The sequence below is a fragment of the Thermaerobacter subterraneus DSM 13965 genome (genome assembly GCF_000183545.2).
In the GTDB taxonomy this organism is placed as follows: domain Bacteria; phylum Bacillota; class Sulfobacillia; order Thermaerobacterales; family Thermaerobacteraceae; genus Thermaerobacter; species Thermaerobacter subterraneus.
On the sequence record NZ_JH976535.1, the window covers coordinates 1,952,813 to 1,973,442 of the forward strand.

The following is a 20,630-nucleotide window of genomic DNA, read 5'->3' on the forward strand; positions in this document are numbered from 1 at the left end:
CACCGGTTCCGGTCGAAGGTGACAAGGCTTAGCTTGTTGACCGTGACGACGTGGGGCCGGGCGGCACGGAAGGGCCGGTCCGGCAGGGGCCGAAGCGCCACTCGCTCTTGTTCCCATGCCTCCCCGCGCCGCTGGCGCTCTCGCTCACACCAGGCGAGCAGGTGGGCGTTCAGCGCCTCCCAGTTGGGGAAGTCGGGCACGGGGACGAGGGCGTTGCGCCGCACATACCCCACGCCATTCTCCACCGCTCCCTTCTCGTGGGCCTCGCCGGGGCGGCAGAAGGCGCTGTCGAACAGGTAGTGCGCACGGAGGCTGGCAAAGAGGGGTGTTCTTCGCGGGCCGGGCCGGCGAGGATCTTGGTGACCGCCGTCTTGGCGTTGTCGAAGATGCACTCGCGGGGGACGCCACCGAGCCAGGCAAAGGCCCGGCAGTGGCCTTCAAGCAGGGCCTCGAGCCGTTCCGTCGGCGACGCCCAGGCGAAGATCACGCCGCTGGCACGCAGGCGAAGGACGAACAGGTGGGCAACCGTCCGGCGGCCCCCAAGCACCACCAACGCTTCGCCCCAGTCGACCTGGGCCGACTGGCCCCAGGCGGCCGTCAGAGGGAGGAACGGTTCGGGCTGCCGACCGCGGACCTGGCTGACAAACCGCCGGACCGTGGACTCACCGCCTTGAAAGCCGTACTCCTCGACCAGCCGTTGGTGGATCCGGCGGGCGGTGTGACGCTGCTTTCGCGGGGCTGTGGCGTCTTGTTCCAGCCACGTCAGGATGACGTCCCGGTAGGGGTCGAGCACGGGGCTGGGACGTGGCGACTTGAGCCGGTAACGAGGCGGTTCCGCACTCGCCAGGGCTTTGCGAACCGTCTGGGGCCAGCCCGAGCTGCCGGCTGATCTTCCGGATGGACCATCCATCGACGAAGTGCCGCTTTCGGATAAACTCAATATCGACCATCCCGAGCACTCCTTCGGCCTCCTGTCCCTGGAAGGTCTGGACACCCTCCCAGCATACAGGGGGCAGGTCTCGGGGTGGTCCGTTTTTCGGTTAGCACAAGGGCCCTACGTGGGTAACTTTTCGATTAGCGTTCACAACCCCGGCCAGGGCGAGCATGATGGCAAGAACGATCCACCCTGCCAGCCACCGCCCGTACAGGCTAACACGCCGCACCGCACGGCACCCCCTTTGGACCCTACACTGGATATCTATACAAGTTCGGCAGCATGTCCTTTCTTTTGCCTGTATAGGAGGCCTGGGGTGTGCAAGGAGTGGCCCCGGTCTAATGACGCCCCCTTACCGGCTCAAGCCGCCCTTCCAACAGCACCCACCGGGCCGCCGCTGGTGCGGCCGCGCCGGCGGGAACCAGCTCCACCCAGGCCACCCCGGCCGCCGGGTCCACCGCCAGGAGCCGGCGGACGGCGGCGGGTTGCGGGCGAAGGGTCGGCCAGGACCCCGGGAGGGGGACATCCGCCTCGCCGGTTTCCGGCTCGGCTTCCTCTGAAGGCAGCTGGTGAGCGACCAGGCGCAGGGCCCCGGCCCCGGCCGCCGGGTCCGGAGCCAGGTAGAAGAGCCACGTGCCGCCGCCCCACACCGCACCCGCTGCCGCCACTCCCGAGGGGAGATCCCGGGTACGCCCCGACACGGTGTCCAGCAGGCGCCATCCCCCTTGGCCGGCCACCGGGGCCAGCACCACCCAGCGGCCGCCCGGGCTGGCGGCCACCACCTGCCAGCGCTCGCCGGGGGGCGCGTCGAACAAGGTGCTCTTCTCGCCCGTCCCGGCGTCGACCACGACGAGCTGCTGAACCACCGGCGCCGCCGCCGGACCACCCGCAGGACCGGCGGCAGGTTCCCCCGCCGAGCCAGTGGAGCCCGGTGCCGGTGCCGTCCCGGAGCCCGCGGCGGACCCGGCAGGCGAACCGGCCCCGGCTCCCCCGCCTGGCCCCGGACCAGCCCCTGCCGGGCCGGCCCGCTCCCCTGGCTCACCCGGCTGCACCGGTTCCCCCAGCGCCGCAAGGAAACGGTCCTCGGCCAGCCAGGGGCCCGGAAGCGCCGGCTGCTCGCCCCCGGCCAGCTCCAGGGGACGGGCTCCGCCCTGGTGGTCGACCAGATAAAGATCGGGGCCCGCACCGCCCTCCTCGGCCGCGGCACCGTACACCCACCAGCGCCCGGTGGGCGACGGTGGTCCCGCCCAGATCAGGCCGGCCCCCGGGAGGCGGGACCAGCGGCCCGGTTCGATCTCCAGCTGGAAGGGCGGGTCCCCCGCGACCACCGTACCCGGGCCGGCCCAGGCCAGGCTGCCGGGGCGGTCCAGCCCGCGGGGCACCGGATGCGGCGTGGAAGTCAGATCACTGTGCACGACCCACAGGTACGGTGTCCCCGCCTCGGCCCGGGTCAGGAAGGCCACGGCATCGCCGGCGGGCGACGGCACCACGGGGCTGGCCCAGCGGTGGCCCGGCGGCAGCTGGAAGACCCTCACCGGATCACCCGCGGCCCCGGCGAACCACAGGGCGTCGCCGTCCACGGCCAGGATGCCTGCCGTCCCCTCGGACTCCATGGCCACGGGCCGCGGCAAGAGCCCCGCGCCGGCCGTGAGGTCGACGGGCTGGATGAAAGGCCAGAGCGGGTTGGCAGCGGCCGCCCCTTCCCCGCCGGGCGCGGGGGCCGGATCCGGCACGGCCGGTTCGTCCGCCGGGTCCGGGCCGGCTCCTGGAGCAGGGTTCCCACCCCCGGGGACCGCCGGACCCGGTCCCGAGGGTCCCGCACCGTCCCCCTCCGTGCGCCACCAGCCGTAGCCGGCACCTGCCAGCAGCGCCACCAGGATGGCCACGGTAATCCAGGGGTTGGTTCGGGATCGCCGGCCCGGCAACGTTGCCACCTCCCGCCGTGTGCCCGGCCACCGTTCGCCGCCCCGGCCAGGCCTTCCTTCCGTGAAGGGTGCCAGGTTCTGTCGGGCGGTGGAAGCTCGTCCCCGCCGCCCTGACAGGAAGCAACGAAAAATCAACGAAAGGCGCGGCCCCATGGCCGCGCCTGATTCGACCCTTCATCACAGATTTCGGCGATTTCCCACCGCTCCGGCCTTGCGACCTCCGCTGTCTTGCGACCTCCGCTGCCTGGCGGCCTCCGCTTCCTGGCGGCCTCCCCCGCCGTCCGCTTCAGGCGCCGCATGCGCCTGGCGCCGCGGGATCCGAGGGGGCCGTGAAGCTTCCGGCGGGCCGTGTGCCGCCGGCGGACCTAACGGGCCCGGGCGGCCCGTGCCCGCATCTCAACGCTCAAGGTGCCGGCCGGAAGGCCGCTCCGACGGCAGCGCCACCCGGGGCCGGGCGCGGCTCGATACCGCCCGCGTGCCGCCCGCCGGCGCCGCCACCAGGTACACGCCCGCCAGAACCGCCAGGCCGCCCGTCAGGTGGGCCAGGGTCAGCCGCTCGTCCAGCAGCGTGGTGGACAGCACCGCCGTGTACACCGGCAGCAGGTTGGCAAAGATCGACGCGGCCCCGGCGCCGACTCGCCGCACCCCCTCGTTCCAGAACAGGTACGCGACGGCCGACGACATCACCCCGATGTAAAGCACCGCCCAGGTGTCACCCGCCGACAGGCTCCACGCCCCCCTCCCGGCGGCCAGGGCGGCGCCCCGGGTGGCGGCCATCATCAGGGTCCCGGCAGCCGATGCGTACAGGGTCAGGGCCAGGGGCGAGAGGCGGCGGGTACCGAAGCGGGTCACCACGGTGTACACCGCCCAGCCTGCCGAAGCCACCACCATCAGCACGTCGCCGGGGTTGAACCGCCAGGAGCGCAGCACCTCCAGGGAACCGCCGGCCAGGATCCATGCGGTCCCGGCCAGGCTGAGCGCCACGCCGGCCGCCCGCCGGAGCGTCACCCGCTCCCCCAGCAGGGGCACCGCCAGCAGGAAGGTCAGGGCGGGCGAGGCGGTGTAAATCAACGTGCCGTTGATGTTGGTGGTCTGCTGCTGGGCCACGTACTGCAAGGTGTTGTAGCCCGCCATCCCCGTCAGGCCGCACAGGGCGATCCACAGCCAGTCTACTCCCTGCGGGCGCGGCAACCGGCCTTCCCGCAGGTAGACAATGGGCGCCAAGACCAGGGATGCCAGAAGCCACCGGGCCATCACCAGATCCGCCGGGTTCACCCGGCGCACCAGTTCCTTGGCGATGGTCCAGTTGCCCGCCCAGAGCAGGGGGGTGAGGGCCAGCAGAAGGTAGGCCACCGATCGCCACCACCTTGCGCCAGAGGTCGTCCCGCCCCTGCGTATGGAATAATGGGCGGCGTGGAACGCGGTGTGATGTTCAGCCAGGTTTTTCCCGGCCGGACTCGCACCCGGGCGGAAGGAACGGGACCTTGCGGCGACGAAACACTGTCAGAACTATCTAACGTTTTCCGGTACTTTTCCAGGTTCCATCCATGGTTCCTGGCACTTTACCGGGCTGCAGGGACGGTTCCAGCACAGCTGGCGCATCCGGAGCCCTTGCGGCACCCGGGGCCGCCATGATGGGTCCTGGCGCCGGGCAATCCGCCCCCGACCCTTCTTCCGGGCGGCCCGTGGCACCCGCCCCCGGCCGCACCACCTGCCTTCGGGCAAAACGAGGTGAAGGGCATGAGCACCTTGCGCATCCCCGATCACCTGCGCTTCTGGGAGCCGGAGGCCGACCGGTTGCTGATCGCCTTCGTCCAGCAGGCCCTGGACGAGGGCGGCACCGTGCTGGACGGGTGCCACCGGTTTGCCCAGGCGCTGCAGGCATCGGGTCCCCGTGTGGCACCCTCCCCCGAGCAGATGGCCATGCGGTGGGAGGTTCTCCAGGCCTTCGGTGGTGACCCCGCCCGCGACCCCGGCGTGATGGTGCGGCGCGCCCGACCTGCCCCCGGCCGGCCACGACCCGGCGGTACCCTGCTCCTGGCCCAGCTGGCCGATGACCTGCGGCGCATCGCCGGGGAGCTGGAGCGGATCGCCCGCCGCCTCGACCAGGCCGCCGCTGCGGGGGAAGGTGCGGGCGCCCCCGCGGCGGCGGCCCCGCCGCCCTCCCCGGCCGCACCGGCATCGTCCCCGGCCGCCGGCCCCGCCCGGGCGGACGAGGCCGGCCCGACGGCCGGCCCAACCGGAGCCGCCGGCGGCAGCGACCCGGAAAACGGCAAACCCGGCCACCGGCCGTACCCTTCGCCCGGCAACGGGACCCCGCCGCCAGGCGGCTGGGAACGGGACAGCCGGTAGCCAGGGACGCCCTCCGTGCCGGGGAGCGGCGGGTTGCACGGCAGGAGTCTGCCCCAGGAATCTTCCCCGGCCGGCCGCTTTCTTCCTGCCCCAGCGCGGTGGGGACCTGGCGCCGGCCGGGAACAGCACGGGCCCCGGGGCGGCCAGCCACCGCCCCGGGGCCCGTCTTTGCGACCGGATCGTCCAACGCCGGCTCCAGCCTACCGGGCACCGGCCGAACCGGCCCGCCCGCCCAGGTAGGCCTCCTGCATGCGGGGATCCCGCAGCAGCTCGCCCGCGGGTCCGGCCACGGCCACGGTGCCCGTTTCCAGGACGTAGGCCCGGTGGGCCAGCTTCAGCGCGGCCCGGGCGTTCTGCTCGACCAGCAGCACCGTCACGCCCTGGCGGTTGATCTCCCGGATGGTGTGGAAGATCTGGCGCACCACCAGGGGCGCCAGGCCCAGGCTGGGTTCGTCCAGCAAGAGCAGCCGGGGCCGGGACATCAGGGCGCGGCCGATGGCCAGCATCTGCTGCTCGCCGCCCGACATGGTCCCCGCCAGCTGGCGCCGGCGCTCCTGGAGGCGCGGGAACAGGTCGAAGACCCACCGCCGCGTCTCCTCCACCACCGCCCGGTCGGCCTGGCGGTAGGCCCCCAGGGTGAGGTTTTCCTCGACGGTCAGGGGGCCGAAGACCCGGCGCCCCTCGGGGGCGTGGGCGATTCCCAGGGCCGGCAGCTGGTGGGCGGGCAGCCTCAGCAGGTCCTGGCCCTGGAAGCGGATGCTGCCTTCCCGCGGCCGCACCAGCCCGGAGATGGCCCGCAGGGTGGTCGACTTGCCGGCGCCGTTGGCGCCCAGCAGGGCGACGATCTCGCCCTCCTCCACCTCCAGGTCGATGCCCTTCAAGGCGTGGACGTGCCCGTAGTAGACGTGGACTCCCGCCAGTTCCAGCATCGCCATCAGAACTCATCCTCTTCCCGGCCCAGGTAGGCCTCGATGACCTGGGGGTTGGCCTGCACTTCCGCCGGCGTCCCCTCGGCGATCTTCACGCCGTTGTCCAGCACCACCACGCGGTCCGAAAGGCCCATGACCAGCTTCATGTCGTGCTCGATCAGGAGCACCGTGATGCCGTCCGCCCGCACCTGGCGCACCAGCTCCACCAGTTCCGCCCGTTCCTGCTCGTTGAGGCCGCCGGCCGGTTCGTCCAGGATCAGCAGTCGCGGGCGGGTGGCCAGGGCGCGGGCGATCTCCAGCCGCTTTTGCTGGCCATAGGGCAGGTTGCGCGCCAGCTCGTCCCGCAGATCCCACAGCCCCACGCGGCGCAGGGCCGCCTCCGCTTCCGCCCGGATCTGTGCTTCCTCCCGCCGCTGGGCCGGCGTGCGCAGCACCGAGGCCCAGAATCCCGCCCGGGCGTGGCAGTGGGGCCCGGACATCACGTTCTCCAGCACCGTCAGGTTGCGGAACAGGCGCAGGTTCTGGAAGGTTCGGGCAACCCCCATGGCGGCCATCTGGTGGGGCGGCCGGCCCGTCACCCGGGTACCGGCCAGCCGCACCTCACCCGCGTCGGGGCGGTAGATGCCGGTGATCAGGTTGAACACCGTGGTCTTGCCGGCCCCGTTGGGACCGATCAGGGCGAGGATCTCCCCCTGGCGCACCTCGAAGGTGACCTGATCGACCGCCACCAGGCCGCCGAAGCGCTTGGTCAGGTTTTCCACCGCCAGCAGGGCCATGGCCGTCACCTCCCCCCGGGGGCGCCGCCCGCCGCCGCGCCCGTACCGCTCCCGGGGCCGCCCCCGGCCGCCGCCCCGGTACCGGCCTCCGGCCCGGCTGCCGGCCGGCCCGCTCCGGCGGCCGCCACGGCCGGTTCGTCGCCCCCGCGCACCGCCAGCCGCCAGCGCCGGTTGGGCCAGAGCCCCTCGGGCCGGAAGATCATCAGCAGCACCATGGCCGCGCCGAACACCAGCATGCGGTAGTCGGCCAGGCCGCGGAACAGCTGGGGCAAGACCACCATGCCGAAGGTGCCCAGGAACACGCCGGGGATGGAGCCGGTACCGCCCAGGATGACGATGGCGAACATCACCACCGACTCCCAGAAGGAGAAGCTCTCCGGCGCGATGACCGTCATCTTGGCGGCGTACACGTTCCCCGCCAGGCCGGCCAGGGCGCCGCCCACGGCGAAGGCCAGGACCTTGTAGCGCCCCGTGTCGATGCCCATGGCCGCCGCCGCCACCTCGTCCTCGCGGATGTAGCTCCAGGCGCGGCCGATGCGGCTGTTTTCGAGCCGCACGGCGATGAACAGGGTCAGAAGCAGGAGGACCAGACTAAGGTAATAGAGGTGGCTCATCTGGGCCAGGCGGAAGCCCAGGATCACCGGCCGGTCGATGCCCAGGATGCCGTTGCTGCCGCCCGTGAGGCCGAACACGTTGTTGCGCAGGGTGATGCGGACGATCTCGGCGAACCCCACGGTGACGATCAGCAGGTAGTCGCCCCGCAGGTGAATGATGGGCCGGGCCACGGCCACCGCCAGCACGCCCGCCACCAGCGCCGCCACCGGCGCCAGGACCAGCACCGGGATGTCGAGGCGCGTGTTGAGGATGGCCGTGGTGTAGGCGCCCGCGGCGAAGAAGGCCGCGTGGCCCAGGTTGTACTGGCCCGTTCCACCGAGAATGAAGTTCAAGGACAGGCCGAGCACCGCCCAGAGGAAGAAGTTGAAGCCGATCTCCAGGTAGTAGCCGTTGTACCCCACCAGGGCGGGGAAGGCCAGAGCCAGCACGAGGGCCAGACCGGCCGCCACCCGGGACCGGGTCAGGCCACGCCCGCCGGCCGTGGCCGCCTGCGTTGCCATGGTGTTCCCCCCTTCCCCCGGCGGGCCTGCCGGAGGCCGCCTGGTGCCGGGCCGGCACCTAGATCTTCTCGGCCACCCGCTCGCCCAGCAGGCCCGTGGGCCGCACCAGCAGGATCAGGATCAGGATGAAGAAGGCCACGGCGTCCTTCCACTCGCCCGCCACGTAGCCGGCGGCCAGGGTTTCGGCCAGGCCCAGCACCAGGCCGCCCACCATGGCGCCCGGGATGTTCCCGATGCCGCCCAGGATGGCGGCGGTGAACGCCTTGAGGCCGTAGAGCCAGCCCATGGTGAAGTTGAGCTGGCCGTAGTAGAGCCCCACCATGACCCCGGCCAGCCCGCCCAGGGCCGCGCCCAGCAAGAACACCAGCTGGATCAGGCGGTTGACGTCGATCCCCATCAGCCGCGCCGTCTCGTGGTCCACGGCGATGGCGCGCATGGCCGCGCCCAGCCTGGTGTACTGGACGAACAGGTAAAGGGCCAGCATCAGAACCAGCGAGCCGCCCAGGATCACCAGGCGCATCAGGCTGACGGTCACGCCGCCCACGGACCAGCTGGCCTCCGGCAGCATGTCGTGGGGAAAGGCCACCGGAAAGGCGCCCCAGATCAGCATGATCCCGTTCTGGATGAACACGGACATGCCCAGGGCCGACACCACGGCGGGCAAGCGGCCGGCACCGCGCAGGGGCCGGTACGCCACCCGCTCCACCAGCACGCCGGCCAGGCCCACGCTCAGCGCCGCCAGCAGCCCGGCCAGCAGGACCCCCGCCAGCCCGCCCGTGCCCTGGCCGAGGGCCCCCCAGATCAAGAAGGTCAGGCCCAGATACGCCCCCAGGGCAAACAGGTCGCCGTGGGCGAAGTTGATCATCTTCAGCACGCCGAAGACCATGGTGTAGCCCAGGGCAACCAGGGCGTAGATCGAGCCCACGGTGAGCCCGTTGACTACCTGCTGGACCAGCATCTGGCATCCCTCCCCCGGCACGCTGGCGGGGAAGGATCCGGGCGCGTGCCGCGCAGGCGGCATACCGCGCCCGGTCCCTCCCCGCCGTCCCTGGTGCCGGTCGCCCGTTGGCTCGGCCTTCCCGTGCCGCCCGGGCCGCGGCCCGGGCGGCACGGCGGCTCCGGCCGGCGTCCGCCTACTGCTGCGGCGGCACGAACAGGGTGAACTTGCCGTCCTTCACCTGGTACGCCGCGTACACGGTGCCTTCCCGGTCGCCCTTGTCGTCGAAGGTGATGGGGCCGGAGATGCCGGGGAAAGCCTCGAGGTCGTTGCGCAGGTAGTCGGCCAGCTTGGCAGGATCGGTGGACTGGGTCTGCTTGATGGCCTCGACGATGACCCGGAAGCTGTCGGCCGCCATGGCCGTCCAGATGCTCACCGGATCCTCGTTGTACTTGGCCTTGTAGTCCTGGACGAACTGGCGCGCCTCTTCGTATGGCAGGTCGGCGGGCGCAGGCTCGGTGGTGGTGATGAAGCCCTCCGCGGCCGCGCCGGCCGTCTTGATCACCTCATCGTTGTTCGAGGCGTTGCCGGCGGCGATGGGCACGGTGATGCCGAGGTCGCGCGCCTGCTTGACCAGGAGCCCCGCCTGGCTGAAGTAGCCCGTGAAGTAGATCGCGTCGGGATTGGTGCTCTTGAGGTTGCTCAGCAGGGCGGAGTAGTCGCTCTCCTGGGGGTTGATGGCGTCGTAGAACACCACCTGGGCGCCCTTCTCCTCCAGGAACTTCCGGGTCCACTTGGCCAGGCCCTCCGCGTAGGTCGAGCTGTCGTGCACCAGCGCGACCTTCCGGGCACCCAGCTTGTCGACCAGCAGCGTGGCGGCGAACTGGCCCTGGGCGCTGTCCAGGAAGGCCATGCGGAAGAAGTTCTTCAGGCCCTTTTCCGTCAGGTGGGTGGCCGTGGACGACGGCGTGATGTGCAGGATGCCGGCGTCGGCGTACACCTGCTGGGCCGCCTCGGTCGCCGTCGAGTTGTAGGAGCCGATCACGGCCACCACGCCCTGGGAGGCCAGCTTCTGGGCCGCCAGGGTCGACTCGTTGGGCTGGCCCTTGTCGTCTTCGTAGATCACTTCGATCTGCTTGCCGAGGACCCCGCCCTGGGCGTTCACCTGTTCCTTGACCAGCTCGATGGCCTGACGGAAGCCCTTGCCTTCGGCGGCATAGTCGCCGGTGAAGGGCCCCTGCACGCCGATGACGATCTTGTCGCTGCTCCCGCTGTTCCCGCTGCCCGCGCCACCGCCTGCCCCGCCGCAGGCCGCGGTCCCCACCATCAGGGCGCCCGCCAGCAGGGCCACCATCCCGCGGCGCGCACCGCGCAACCAGGTACCCCCGAACATAATGCCCCCCCATTCACTGCTGCCCGGGCCGGCCCGTTCCCGGCAGCCGCGAACCGGTCGCCCCATCCGTCGATACGGCCGATGCGGCGGAACGTGCCACCAGCCGGGCAGGATGTGTTGCGGATTGTCCCAAACAGTGGTCAAAATTCGGCAATTTCACCCCCGATCCTGCAAACGGGGCGATCAAACTCCTGCCACTGATGGAATCCTTCCCGCGCCATGGTGCCGGCCTTGCCAGCGACGGTACCGGCGTTAACCAGCAGGCAGGGGGCGGCCGCCAGGGTGCTGCCGCCCTTCTCTGGGCCTGCCCGCAGCGGCCAGGGCCCTGTCCGAACGTTGACACACCGGCCGGCTTCTGGTGTGATGAAAAGCGTCAACATGCAGAACGGGTGGAACCAAAACCGGGTGGACGTTGCCCGCGGGCCAACGCACCCGGTCTTTTTTCAACCGGGCTGCGGAGCGCTCCCGTGCCGGGGGCGCCGCGGCCTGGCCCGAAAGGAGGCGGGACTTCATGTGCGGCATCGCCGGCGCCACCGCTCCCCGCGGTGAAGCGGTGGCCCGCATGCTGGAGGCCATGGCCCACAGGGGCCCCGACGACCAGGGACTTTGGGTCGGGCAGCACACCCTGGGCCACCGCCGGCTGTCCATCATCGACCTGGCGGGCGGGCACCAGCCCCTGGCCAGCGAAGACGGCGCGATCCGGGTGGTATTCAACGGCGAGATCTACAACTACCGCGAGCTGCAGGCCGAACTCGAGAGCCGCGGCCACCGCTTCCGTACCCGCAGCGACACCGAGGTGCTGGTGCACCTCTACGAAGACGAGGGACCGGCCATGGTGCGGCGGCTCTACGGCATGTTCGCCTTCGCCCTCTCCACCCCCGACGGGCTCTTTTTGGCCCGCGACCCCCTGGGGATCAAACCCCTCTATGTGGGCAGGGACCGGGATGGGGCGCTCCTCTTCGCTTCGGAGATGGGGGCCCTGCTGCCCCACGTGGAGACCATCGACGAGTTTCCCCCCGGGCACTACTGGACGGAACGGGACGGGTTCGTCCGGTACTACGAGCTGCCCCCGGTACGGTACGACCTGGAGAGCCCCGAAGCGGCGGTGGAGGAACTCATCGCCCGGCTGCGGCAGGCGGTGCGGCGGCGCCTGGTGGCCGACGTCCCCGTGGGGGTGTTCCTCAGCGGCGGCCTGGACAGCAGCCTGATCGCCGCCCTGGTGGCGGAAGCGCGGGCGGAAACCGGAGAGCCGGTCCATTCCTTCGCCGTGGGCATGGAGGGCAGCGAGGACCTGGAGCGGGCCCGGCTGGTGGCGGCCCACCTGGGGACGTTCCACCACGAGTACGTCTTCACCCGCCAGGAACTGCTGGCCCTGCTGCCCACCGTGATCCGGCGCCTGGAGTCCTTCGACCCTGCCCTGGTGCGCAGCGCGGTGCCCACCTACCTGGTGTCGCGACTGGCGCGCCGGTATGTCAAGGTGGTGCTCTCCGGCGAGGGAGCGGACGAGCTCTTCGGCGGCTACCAGTACCTCAAGCGGCCGGAGATCCGGGCGCGGCTGCAGGACGAGCTGCGGGAGATCACCCTGGCGCTGCACAACACCAACCTGCAGCGGGTCGACCGCATGACCATGGCCCACGGCCTGGAAGGGCGGGTTCCCTTCCTCTCGGTGACCCTGGTCGACCTGGCCTGGCGGATCCCGCCGCGCTGGAAGATCCACGACCGCACCGGGACCGAGAAGTGGATCCTGCGGCAGGCGGCCCGCCGGTTCCTCCCCGCGGCGGTGGTCCAGCGGGAGAAGGCCAAGTTCGCCATGGGCACGGGCGTGGGCCCCACCCTGGAGCGCTTCGCCGGAGCCGCCGTCAGCGACCGGGAGCTGGCGGCGGGCCGGGAGCCGTGGCCGGGGCTGGAGCTGGGCAGCAAGGAGGAGCTGCTGTACTTCCGCTGGTTCTGCCAGGCCTTCGGCCACCGGGCCCGGATGGCGGCCCGGCTGGTGGGGCGGAGCCGCAGCCTGAACCCCCACCAGCTCTACGCCCCCGCCTGGCGCGCCCAACCCGGGACGGGGACGGAGATGGCCTGACCTGTTGACAGGCCGGGGCAGGGGTCGCATAATCGGCGTCGTACGGCTGAGCCGGCCGCTGTACCGCAGTACCCGCAGGACGTTCGGCGCGGGACCTTCAACAACCGAATCCGCAACATCTCTTCTTATCCAGAGTGGCGGAGGGACGGGCCCGATGAAGCCACGGCAACCTCCGCGCGGCGGCGCGGCCCCGCCCGCTCCGGCCCGGCACGGCGGCCGGGCGGGTTCCCCGGGGTTCAACGCCGGCGGGTGGTGCCAACTCCCGCAGAACCGCGTCCTGGTGCCGGGACGCCGTTCTGAGAGATAAGAAGGGATGGCACCCTTGGGCCATCCTTTCTGCGTCTCTCAGGAAGGATGGTTTTTTGTTGCCCTTCACCCGGTGCGGGGTGGGGCCACGGGGGTGAGCGCAGTGACGGAAGCGATGCTGGAGGTCCGCAACCTGGTCAAGGTCTACCGCGGCCGCCGCGGCGTGACCACGGCCCTGGACGGCGCCAGCCTGGAGGTGGGCCGGGGCGAGTTCTTCGGCGTCGTCGGCGCCTCGGGGGCCGGCAAGAGCACCCTGGTCAAGTGCATCACCCTGCTGGAGCGGCCCACGGCGGGCTCCATCCGCCTGGGCGGCGTCGAGCTGACCGGGCTGCGCGGCCGGGCCCTGCGGCAGCAACGGCGGCGGATCGGCCTGGTCTTCCAGCACTTTCACCTGCTGTGGTCCCGCACCGCCGCCGGCAACGTGGCGCTGCCCCTGGAGATCGCCGGGGTGCCGCGGGAGCAGATCCGGCGCCGGGTGGCGGAGCTGCTGGACTGGGTGGGGCTGGCCGACAAGGCGGGAGCCTACCCCTCCCAGCTGAGCGGGGGCCAGAAGCAGCGGGTGGCCATCGCCCGGGCCCTGGCGACGCAACCGGAACTCCTCTTGTGTGATGAACCCACCTCCGCGCTGGATGCGGCCACCAGCCGCGCGGTGCTGGAGCTGCTGCAGCGGGTTCACCGGGAACTGGGCATCACCGTGCTGCTGATCACCCACCAGCTGGAGCTGGTGGAGGCCGCCTGCCAGCGGGTGGCCGTGATGGACGCCGGGCGAGTGGTGGAAGCCGGACCCGTGGAACAGGTCTTCCGGAACCCGCAGGCGGCGGCCACCCGGCGGCTGCTGGCCGCCGCCGGTGCCGGCGGTCCGGCCGGAGACCTACCGGCCCCAGCACTCGGGACCGGGGACGAACCCGGCCCCGAGGCGGGCCCACAGGCCGTTGCCGATCCGGCCCTGGCGGACCGGCGGGCGGCCCCGGCGGCGGCCGCGGGGGCTGCAGCCGCCCGCTGGGCGCCCCTTGCCTCGGCCTCGCCCGGCGCACCCGGGCGGAGCGGTGCCGGCGCGGCGCCGGCACCCGGGGCCGGCCCCCTTGCCCCGCAGGCGGCTCGCCCCCTGGCCGGAGGGAGGTGACGGCGGATGGCGGCAGAGCTTTTCAGCGCCCTGCGCGAGTTCGGACCTGACATCGTGACGGCCACGGGCCAGACCCTGTACATGGTGGGCCTGGCGATCCTCTTCGCCACCCTGGCCGGGGTGCCCATTGGCACCCTGCTGGTGGTGATGGACCGGGGGCACATCGCCGCCTTTCCGCCCCTGCGGGCGGTGCTGGCGTTCGTCGTCAACACCGGGCGGTCGGTGCCCTTCATCATCCTGCTGATCGCCCTGGCCCCCTTCACCCGCCTGCTGGTCGGCACGTCCCTGGGGACGGCGGCGGCCGTGCCGCCCATGGCGGTCGCCGCCACCCCGCTGGTGGCGCGGGTGGTGGAGACGGCCCTGCGGGAGGTCGACCGCGGCACCGTGGATGCCGCCGTGGCCATGGGCGCCAGCCCGTGGCAGGTGGTGCGCAAGGTGCTGCTGCCCGAGGCCCTGCCCGCCGTGGTCCTGGGGATCACCATCGCCACCGTCGGGCTCATCGAGTTCTCGGCGGTGGCGGGGGCCGTGGGCGGGGGCGGGCTGGGCGACCTGGCCTTCCGCATGGGCTACCAGCGCTGGGAGGCGGGGGTCCTCTTGGTCTGCGTGGTCCTGCTGGTCGCCCTGGTGCAGGGGGTCCAGTGGGCCGGGGAGACCCTGGCCCGGCGGCTGAACCACCGCTAGCGCCCGGCGCTCCGGGAAGGCGATTTTTGGGGGATGGCTCGCGGGGGGCGGGCCGGTTCGTCCGGGAAGGGACCCTGGTGCGATAGATCGAGAAGGAGGTCGAATGCCATGGGTGTCCTCTCCCTGGTCTTCTCCGGCCGCCGGTGGACCCGCCGGGCGGCGGTGCTGGTGGCGACCCTGCTGATCGCCGTCCTGGTCGCCGGGTGCGGTGCCGGCGGGGCCGGTTCGTCCGGTGAGCAGGGCGACAACTCGGCCGGTGGCAACGGGTCCGGATCGGGCGGCACGAGCGGTACCGTCACCCTGAAGGTGGGGGCCACGGCGGTGCCCCACGCCGAGATCCTGCGCGACGTGGCGGCCCCTGCCCTGGAGGAGCAGGGCATCAAGCTGGAAGTGATGGAGTTCAGCGACTACACCAAGCTCAACCCGGCCCTGGTCGACGGGGAACTGGACGCCAACTACTTCCAGCACATCCCCTACCTGGACCAGTTCAATAAGGACCACGGCACGAACATCACGCCGGTGGCCAAGGTCCACATCGAGCCCATGGGGCTCTATTCGGACAAGATCACCAGCCTCGACCAGCTGCGGGACGGCGCCACGGTGGCCATTCCCAACGACCCCACCAACGGCGGCCGGGCGCTGCTCCTGCTCCAGGCGGCGGGCCTGGTCAAGCTCAAGGACGGCGCGGATTACACCGCCACGGTGCGGGACATCGTGGAGAACCCGAAGAACCTGCAGATCCGCGAGGTGGCGGCCGAGCTGATCCCGCGCACCCTGGCCGACGTGGACCTGGCGGCCATCAACACGAACTACGTCCTGGAGGCCAAGGAAGCGGGAGCGCTGAAGAACCCCGATCCCCTGTTCGTCGAGGACGCCGACTCGCCCTTCGCCAACGTGCTGGCGGTGCGGCCGGAGGACGTAAAACGGCCCGAGATCCAGGCGCTGGCGGAGATCCTGGTGGGGCCCGAGGTCAAGCAGTACATTGAAGAGCATTACCAGGGCGCCGTGGTGCCCGCCCAGGCGCTGATCCAGTAAGCCTGTGCAGGCGCGGGCGGCGGCGGGGGCGACGGCAGAGGCCAACCAGGGTGACGCAAGGTCAGCGGGGGTCGCCGGCGGCGACCCCCGCTGTCTTACTTCCCCTGCCTTGTTTGCACTGGCCACGGGGCCCGGCCGCCACCGGCCTGTCACCGGACCCTGCCGGTGTCCAACGGTTCCGGCCGGCGGCAGGGCTGCCTTGTGCCCTTTGGCCGCCTTTCGCCGGCCTCACGCCTCCTCCCGCCGCGCGGCCTGGGTGGCCCACAGCCGCAGCACCTTCTCCACGTAGGCCCGGGTCTCGGCGAAGGGCGGCAAGCCGCCGTGGGCTTCCACCGCCTCGGGCCCCGCGTTGTAAGCCGCCAGGGCCAGCCGCCAGTCGCCGAAGCGGTCGAACTGGCGGCGCAGGTACCGGGCACCGGCCTCCAGGTTCTGCACCGGGTCGAGGGGGTCGGTCACGCCCAGCTCCCGCGCCGTGGCGGGCATGAGCTGCATCAGGCCCACGGCGCCCGCCGGCGAACGGGCGGCCGGGTTCCACCCCGACTCGGCTTGGATCACCGCCCGCAGCAGGGCGGGGTCGAGGCCGTGGCGGCGGGCCACCGCCCCCGCCAGCGCCTCCAGCACCTGCCGGGGCCAGGACAGGCCGGCCGCAGCGCCTGCCCAGGAGAGGGACCCCGGAGGGGCGGTCCCGGACGGAGGGAGGCCGGATGCCGCAGTGCCGGGCGCGGGCGCTGCCGCGCGGGAGGCCGCGTCCGTGGGGGCCGCCGTGGCGGCCGCCTGGCCCGGGCCGATGGATGCCGCGGGCACGGACGCACCCGGCGCGGGCGCCGCCGGCGTGGACGGCGCCGTCGTGGCTGCCGACAGCGTGGACGCCAGCGCCGTGAACAGTGGCGGGATAGGGGTCAAGGCTCCGGTGCCTGCCGGCATCCCGTCCGGGGTGGAACCGGCCAGCAGGCCCGCCATGAGCGCGGCAAAGTCGAGCCGGCCGCCGCCACCGTCGCCGCCCGGACCCCCGCCGGGGCCCGCCAGCGAGGGCGAAGACCCCGGCAGGGCCCCTGCCCCCGGCTGCCGCCCCGCCCGCAGGGCCGCCGCCCAGAGGAGCAGCTCGATCTCCCGCCAGCTCCCCCCGGCGCCCCCCGGGCCCCAGGTCCCGTGGATGGACACCTCCGCCACCTCCCGCCTAACCCAGGGGCTCCTGCCGGCCGACCCGCCCGGTGAAGACCGTCACCGTGTCAAAACCGTGGCGCCGGGCGTAGAGCACCAGTTCCGGGTAGGCCCAGCCCACGTGCTCGGGCTCGTGGGCATCGGAGGCCAGGGTCACCCGGACGCCCAGCCGGCGGGCCTCCTCCAGCAGGCCGGGGTCGGGGTAGAACTCGCCCACCGGCTTGCGCACCCCAGCGCTGGAGATCTCCAGGCAGATGCCCGTCTCTGCCGCCGCCCGCGCCAGGCGCCGGTGGTACTCCGCCAGTTCGTCCCGGTATGCGGGCGGAAGCTTGTAGCCGAACACCTTGATCACATCGGGGTGCCCGAAGACGTCGAAGAGCCCGCTGCGGACGGCCTGTTCGGCCAAGTCGAAGTACCGCCGGTAGGCCTCGCGCACGTCCCGGCCCGGCCAGGTGGCGGGGTCCAGATCGAAGCCCCAGTCGTCGATCCAGTGGACCGAACCGATGACGAAGTCCAGCGGGTAGGACGCCAGGAAGGCCCGGATCTCCTCCTCCCGGCCGGGGATGTAGTCCATCTCGATGCCCGCCTTGACGGGCAGGCCCTCGGCCCGGGCGGCCTGGAGCAGGGCCACGTAGTCGGCCATGCGGAAGCCGCTGCTGTAGCGCTCCACGTACCAGGGACGGCCCAGCAGGGGCGCCCCCTCCACGAAGTTGTAGGCATGTTCCGTGATCCCGATCTCGCCGATCCCTCGGGCCCGGGCGGTCTCCACGAACCGCAGCAGGTACTCGCGGGTCAGCCCGCCCCGCTCCAGGTGCATGTGGTAGTCGATCAGCATGCCTGCCTCCCGCCTCCTCCCCGCCGCCTTCGCGCTGCCGGCGTCCCGGCGTCCCGGCCGGAGCGGTCGCCCGGCCTGCCGGTCAGGACCAGAAGGCCACCGCCCGGCCGGAGCGAGCAGGCCCCCGCCCCGGCCAGGCAGCGGGGCCGCCGGTCCGCTCCCCGCCCATCCCCCTTCCCGGCCGTGCCGCGTCTCAACGGGGGGCGGCCCGTTCCTCCGCCCGGCCTGCCGCGGGGGCCGGTTCGGGCTTGAGGTAGCGGTCGAACCAGTCCACAATCCGGTCCAGGCGGTAGACCCGGTGCCACGGCTGGCCGCCCCGGCTCAGGCCGTGGCTCTCGTCGGGGAAGCGGACGAACTCCGTGGGCACCCCCAGGACCTTGAGGGCCGTGTAGATCTGCTCCGCCTGCTCGATGGGGCAGCGCAGGTCCATCTCCGCATGCATCACCAGCAGCGGCGTCTTGCACCGGGCGATGTGGTGGATGGGCGACATCTCCAGATACCGCAGCGGGTCCTCCCACGGCGGCAGGTCCAGGTCGAAGAGGTCATAGAAGCCGATGTCGCTGGTGCCGAAGAAGCTGTGCTCGTTGGCCACGCAGCGCATGGTGACCCCCGCCCGGAAGCGGTCGGTGTGGGTGACGATCCAGTTGGTCATGTAGCCCCCGTAGCTTCCGCCCGCCACCCCCAGCCGCTGGCGGTCGATGAAGTCGTACCGCTCCAGCACCGCGTCGACGAAGGTCATCAGGTCCCGGTAGTCCCGGTTGCCCCAGTCGCCGCGGATGGCCGCGCAGAAGGCCTGGCCGTAACCCTGGCTGCCCCGCGGGTTGGTGTAGAACACGGCGTAGCCCCGGGCCGCCAGCAACTGGAACTCGTGGAAGAAGGCGTATCCGTACATCGCCATGGGGCCGCCGTGGATCTGGAGGATGGCCGGGTACTTCTTCCCCGGCTCGAAGCCCACGGGCCGGATCAGCCAACCGTCCAGCACGTTGCCGTCGGATTCGAAGGTGAAGTGCTCGGGTTCCACCACCTGAATCCGGGCCAGCCAGCCGTCGTTGGCCCGGGAGAGGCGCCGGCCGGTCAGGACGGGGTGCCCGTTGCGGGCCGCGCCCTGCCATGCCGCCGCTCCCGCGGCGGAGGCGCCCGGGCCGGCGGAGGTCGCGTCCCGGGCTGCCGCGGCAGGCGGGGCCGCCGCCGGTTCGTCCAGGGCAGGGAGATCGGCCACCCAGATCTCCCCGGGATCGGTGGCCGTCAGCCGCAGGTAGGCGCAGCGCCGCCCCTCCCGGTCCAGGCTGATGCCCCGCAGCACCTGGGGGCCGCCCGTCAGGGGCCGGATGGTGCCGTCGACGCCGAACCAGTAGAGCTGCACCTCCCCGCGGCGGCTCACCAGGGCGTAGAGCCCCGACCCGTCGGGAGCCCAGGCCAGGGTCGCCCCCGCCTCGCCCACCACGTCGTTGACGCTCTCGTCACCCACCGTCAGGTCGGCCTCGGCGGTCAGGCACCGCCGCTGGCTGCCGTCGGCGGCGATCAGATACAGGTGGGTGTTGCTGTAGGCCCGGTAGCGGCGGGCGTCCTGGCCGCGCACGGCGATCCAGCGCCCGTCGGGGGACGGCAGGGCTTCGTAGACGTCGATATCCGAGCTGGTCAGCTTGCGGACGCCCGCCGGCAGCGGGTCGCGGGAGAGGTCGAGGGGCAGCCGCGTGGCGGCCCCGGCTGCGGCCCCGGCGCGGGAGCCGCCGCCGGCCTCGCCCTCCGGGCCGGTCGCCGGCAGGGACACCACGTAGACGTCGGTCCAAGGCTGGCGGTCGGCGTCGGGGTGCGGGTTCGTCACCACCACCAGCTCCCGCCCCGAGGGCATCCAGGCCACGGCCCGCACGTCGTACTCACCGGCGGTGACGCGGGCCAGGGGGACCAGGGCCGCGGGGTGGGCCTCCGCACCGGGGACCGCGGCTGCGGCGGCGGCACCCTTGCCGCCCGGGCCACCGGTGCCGGCATCGCGGGCGGCTCCGTTCCCGCCATCGCCCGGCGGCTCCGAGCCACCCGGCGCCGCCAGGTGGGCGCCATCCGGTCCCAGGTCCAGGACCACCACATGGTGGCGGTGCTCGGTGAAGTAACCCACCCCGTCCAGCTTGTAGCGGAGGCGCCGCACCACCTTCACGTCGCGGTTGAACCGCCGGTAGGGGTCGCCTTCACCGGGTTCAGGATCGCCGGACGCCTCCAGCCCCCGCTCGGGATGAACCTGCACGATGGTGGCCACGTACCGGCCGTCGGGTGACCAGACGGCCGGCCCGCTCCCTTGCTTGAAGAGGGTGAGCAGGCGGGCTTCGCCGCCACCGGATGGCAGCACGTAGAGCTGGGGCCGGGGCTTGTCCTCGCCGCCCCGGCCGGGCCGGGCAGCCGGGGTCGCCGCGCCCGCCCCCCCGCCGCTCGCGGCCGGTTCGTCCCGGCGGCGGGGGCGGGCGTCGGGCGGCAGGGGCCGGTCGGACAGGAAGGCCAGCCAGCGGCCGTCGGGCGACCAGCGCGGCGCCCGGTCGCTGCCCGGACCGGTGGTCAGCGGTGCCGGCACGCCGTCACCGGAGGCCGGGGCCGCGTACAGGTTCGACCGGTACTGGTTGCGATCGGCGTCGATCCAGCGCTCGACCCACACCACCCGGTCCCCGCCGGGCGCCAGGCGCGGGTCGCCGGCGAAGCGGAGGTCCAGCAGGTCCCGGGAGGTGACGGGACGGCGCCCGGCCTCCCTCTCCTGCCGGTCCCTCGCCACCCCCTGGGCGCGGGGGTGGTCCACCCTGAAGCCGTTGGCCGTATCGGTGCCGTTTGTCATGGTGTCACCTCGGCGGTCAGGCGTTGCCGTGGGGTGCCAGGGCCGTCGAGCGCCGCAGGCCGGGGGCATCCCACGTCACGGGGCGTCCTGTCGCGGGACGGCCCCATCGGGGAGGTTTCGCGTCCCCATCCCGGAACCCTTTGACCACCGGCGGCAAAAGGGCCGGGCGGGAACCCGAGCCATGGGGACGATGGCCCGGGTTCCCGCCTCGGTACCCCTGCGTGATGGGGCTTTGA

At 72.5% G+C, this 20,630-nt stretch carries 16 protein-coding genes and 1 riboswitch; of the genes, 5 read left to right on the top strand and 11 right to left on the bottom strand.

The window, feature by feature from the left end; all coding sequences use genetic code 11:
• Positions 1 to 169: 169 nt before the first annotated feature.
• From istA to THESUDRAFT_RS07970, 3 genes are all read right to left on the bottom strand, one after another.
• Entirely contained in the window at positions 170 to 940 is a 771-nt protein-coding gene (gene istA / locus THESUDRAFT_RS14570; RefSeq protein ID WP_242823287.1) for an IS21 family transposase, read from the bottom strand.
• A gap of 332 nt (positions 941 to 1,272) precedes the next feature.
• On the bottom strand, positions 1,273 to 2,859 hold the full coding sequence (locus tag THESUDRAFT_RS07965) for a hypothetical protein (RefSeq protein WP_006904254.1): 1,587 nt from the start codon (positions 2,857 to 2,859) through the stop codon (positions 1,273 to 1,275).
• Positions 2,860 to 3,255: 396 nt separating this feature from the next.
• Positions 3,256 to 4,212 (bottom strand): DMT family transporter, encoded by a 957-nt coding sequence (locus tag THESUDRAFT_RS07970; protein ID WP_006904256.1) that lies wholly within the window; start codon positions 4,210 to 4,212, stop codon positions 3,256 to 3,258.
• Between the two features lie 387 nt (positions 4,213 to 4,599).
• Here THESUDRAFT_RS07970 and THESUDRAFT_RS07975 point away from each other — a divergent pair, with 387 nt between their 5' ends.
• The gene (locus THESUDRAFT_RS07975; RefSeq protein WP_006904257.1) at positions 4,600 to 5,211 is read left to right on the top strand and encodes a hypothetical protein; all 612 of its coding nucleotides are present in this window, start codon (positions 4,600 to 4,602) and stop codon (positions 5,209 to 5,211) included.
• Between the two features lie 200 nt (positions 5,212 to 5,411).
• Here the strand turns inward: THESUDRAFT_RS07975 and THESUDRAFT_RS07980 are convergent, their stop codons facing one another.
• The 5 genes from THESUDRAFT_RS07980 to THESUDRAFT_RS08000 all read right to left on the bottom strand — a co-directional run bounded on the left by THESUDRAFT_RS07980 (position 5,412) and on the right by THESUDRAFT_RS08000 (position 10,343).
• Complete coding sequence (locus THESUDRAFT_RS07980) at positions 5,412 to 6,146, bottom strand: ABC transporter ATP-binding protein (protein WP_006904258.1); 735 nt, start codon at positions 6,144 to 6,146, stop codon at positions 5,412 to 5,414.
• Positions 6,146 to 6,916, bottom strand: coding sequence for an ABC transporter ATP-binding protein (locus THESUDRAFT_RS07985; protein WP_006904259.1), 771 nt, complete (start codon positions 6,914 to 6,916; stop codon positions 6,146 to 6,148). The genes THESUDRAFT_RS07980 and THESUDRAFT_RS07985 overlap by 1 nt, the downstream gene beginning before the upstream one ends.
• Positions 6,917 to 6,921: 5 nt before the next feature.
• Positions 6,922 to 8,031, bottom strand: a complete 1,110-nt coding sequence (locus THESUDRAFT_RS07990; protein ID WP_006904260.1) for a branched-chain amino acid ABC transporter permease — start codon at positions 8,029 to 8,031, stop codon at positions 6,922 to 6,924.
• Between the two features lie 58 nt (positions 8,032 to 8,089).
• Positions 8,090 to 8,989 (bottom strand): branched-chain amino acid ABC transporter permease, encoded by a 900-nt coding sequence (locus THESUDRAFT_RS07995; RefSeq protein ID WP_006904261.1) that lies wholly within the window; start codon positions 8,987 to 8,989, stop codon positions 8,090 to 8,092.
• A gap of 175 nt (positions 8,990 to 9,164) precedes the next feature.
• Complete coding sequence (locus THESUDRAFT_RS08000; protein ID WP_242823288.1) at positions 9,165 to 10,343, bottom strand: branched-chain amino acid ABC transporter substrate-binding protein; 1,179 nt, start codon at positions 10,341 to 10,343, stop codon at positions 9,165 to 9,167.
• Between the two features lie 529 nt (positions 10,344 to 10,872).
• Here THESUDRAFT_RS08000 and asnB point away from each other — a divergent pair.
• From asnB to THESUDRAFT_RS08020, 4 genes are all read left to right on the top strand, one after another.
• Complete coding sequence (gene asnB, locus THESUDRAFT_RS08005; RefSeq protein WP_006904263.1) at positions 10,873 to 12,438, top strand: asparagine synthase B; 1,566 nt, start codon at positions 10,873 to 10,875, stop codon at positions 12,436 to 12,438.
• A 122-nt stretch (positions 12,439 to 12,560) separates the two neighbouring features.
• Positions 12,561 to 12,748: riboswitch (SAM riboswitch) on the top strand.
• A 90-nt stretch (positions 12,749 to 12,838) separates the two neighbouring features.
• Positions 12,839 to 13,867 carry a methionine ABC transporter ATP-binding protein gene (locus THESUDRAFT_RS08010; RefSeq protein WP_242823289.1) on the top strand — a complete coding sequence of 343 codons (1,029 nt, stop codon included), beginning with the start codon at positions 12,839 to 12,841 and terminating at the stop codon, positions 13,865 to 13,867.
• 6 nt (positions 13,868 to 13,873) lie between these two features.
• On the top strand, positions 13,874 to 14,548 hold the full coding sequence (locus THESUDRAFT_RS08015; RefSeq protein WP_006904265.1) for a methionine ABC transporter permease: 675 nt from the start codon (positions 13,874 to 13,876) through the stop codon (positions 14,546 to 14,548).
• A 108-nt stretch (positions 14,549 to 14,656) separates the two neighbouring features.
• Positions 14,657 to 15,583: a MetQ/NlpA family ABC transporter substrate-binding protein gene (locus tag THESUDRAFT_RS08020; RefSeq protein WP_006904266.1), complete on the top strand. Its 927-nt coding sequence runs from the start codon at positions 14,657 to 14,659 to the stop codon at positions 15,581 to 15,583.
• A 228-nt stretch (positions 15,584 to 15,811) separates the two neighbouring features.
• Here THESUDRAFT_RS08020 and THESUDRAFT_RS12400 read toward each other — a convergent pair whose 3' ends face one another.
• The 3 genes from THESUDRAFT_RS12400 to THESUDRAFT_RS12405 all read right to left on the bottom strand — a co-directional run bounded on the left by THESUDRAFT_RS12400 (position 15,812) and on the right by THESUDRAFT_RS12405 (position 20,394).
• Complete coding sequence (locus tag THESUDRAFT_RS12400) at positions 15,812 to 16,744, bottom strand: lytic transglycosylase domain-containing protein (RefSeq protein WP_006904267.1); 933 nt, start codon at positions 16,742 to 16,744, stop codon at positions 15,812 to 15,814.
• Positions 16,745 to 16,760: 16 nt separating this feature from the next.
• Entirely contained in the window at positions 16,761 to 17,579 is an 819-nt protein-coding gene (locus tag THESUDRAFT_RS08030; RefSeq protein ID WP_006904268.1) for a histidinol-phosphatase, read from the bottom strand.
• A 193-nt stretch (positions 17,580 to 17,772) separates the two neighbouring features.
• Entirely contained in the window at positions 17,773 to 20,394 is a 2,622-nt protein-coding gene (locus THESUDRAFT_RS12405; protein WP_006904270.1) for a S9 family peptidase, read from the bottom strand.
• Positions 20,395 to 20,630 lie beyond the last annotated feature (236 nt).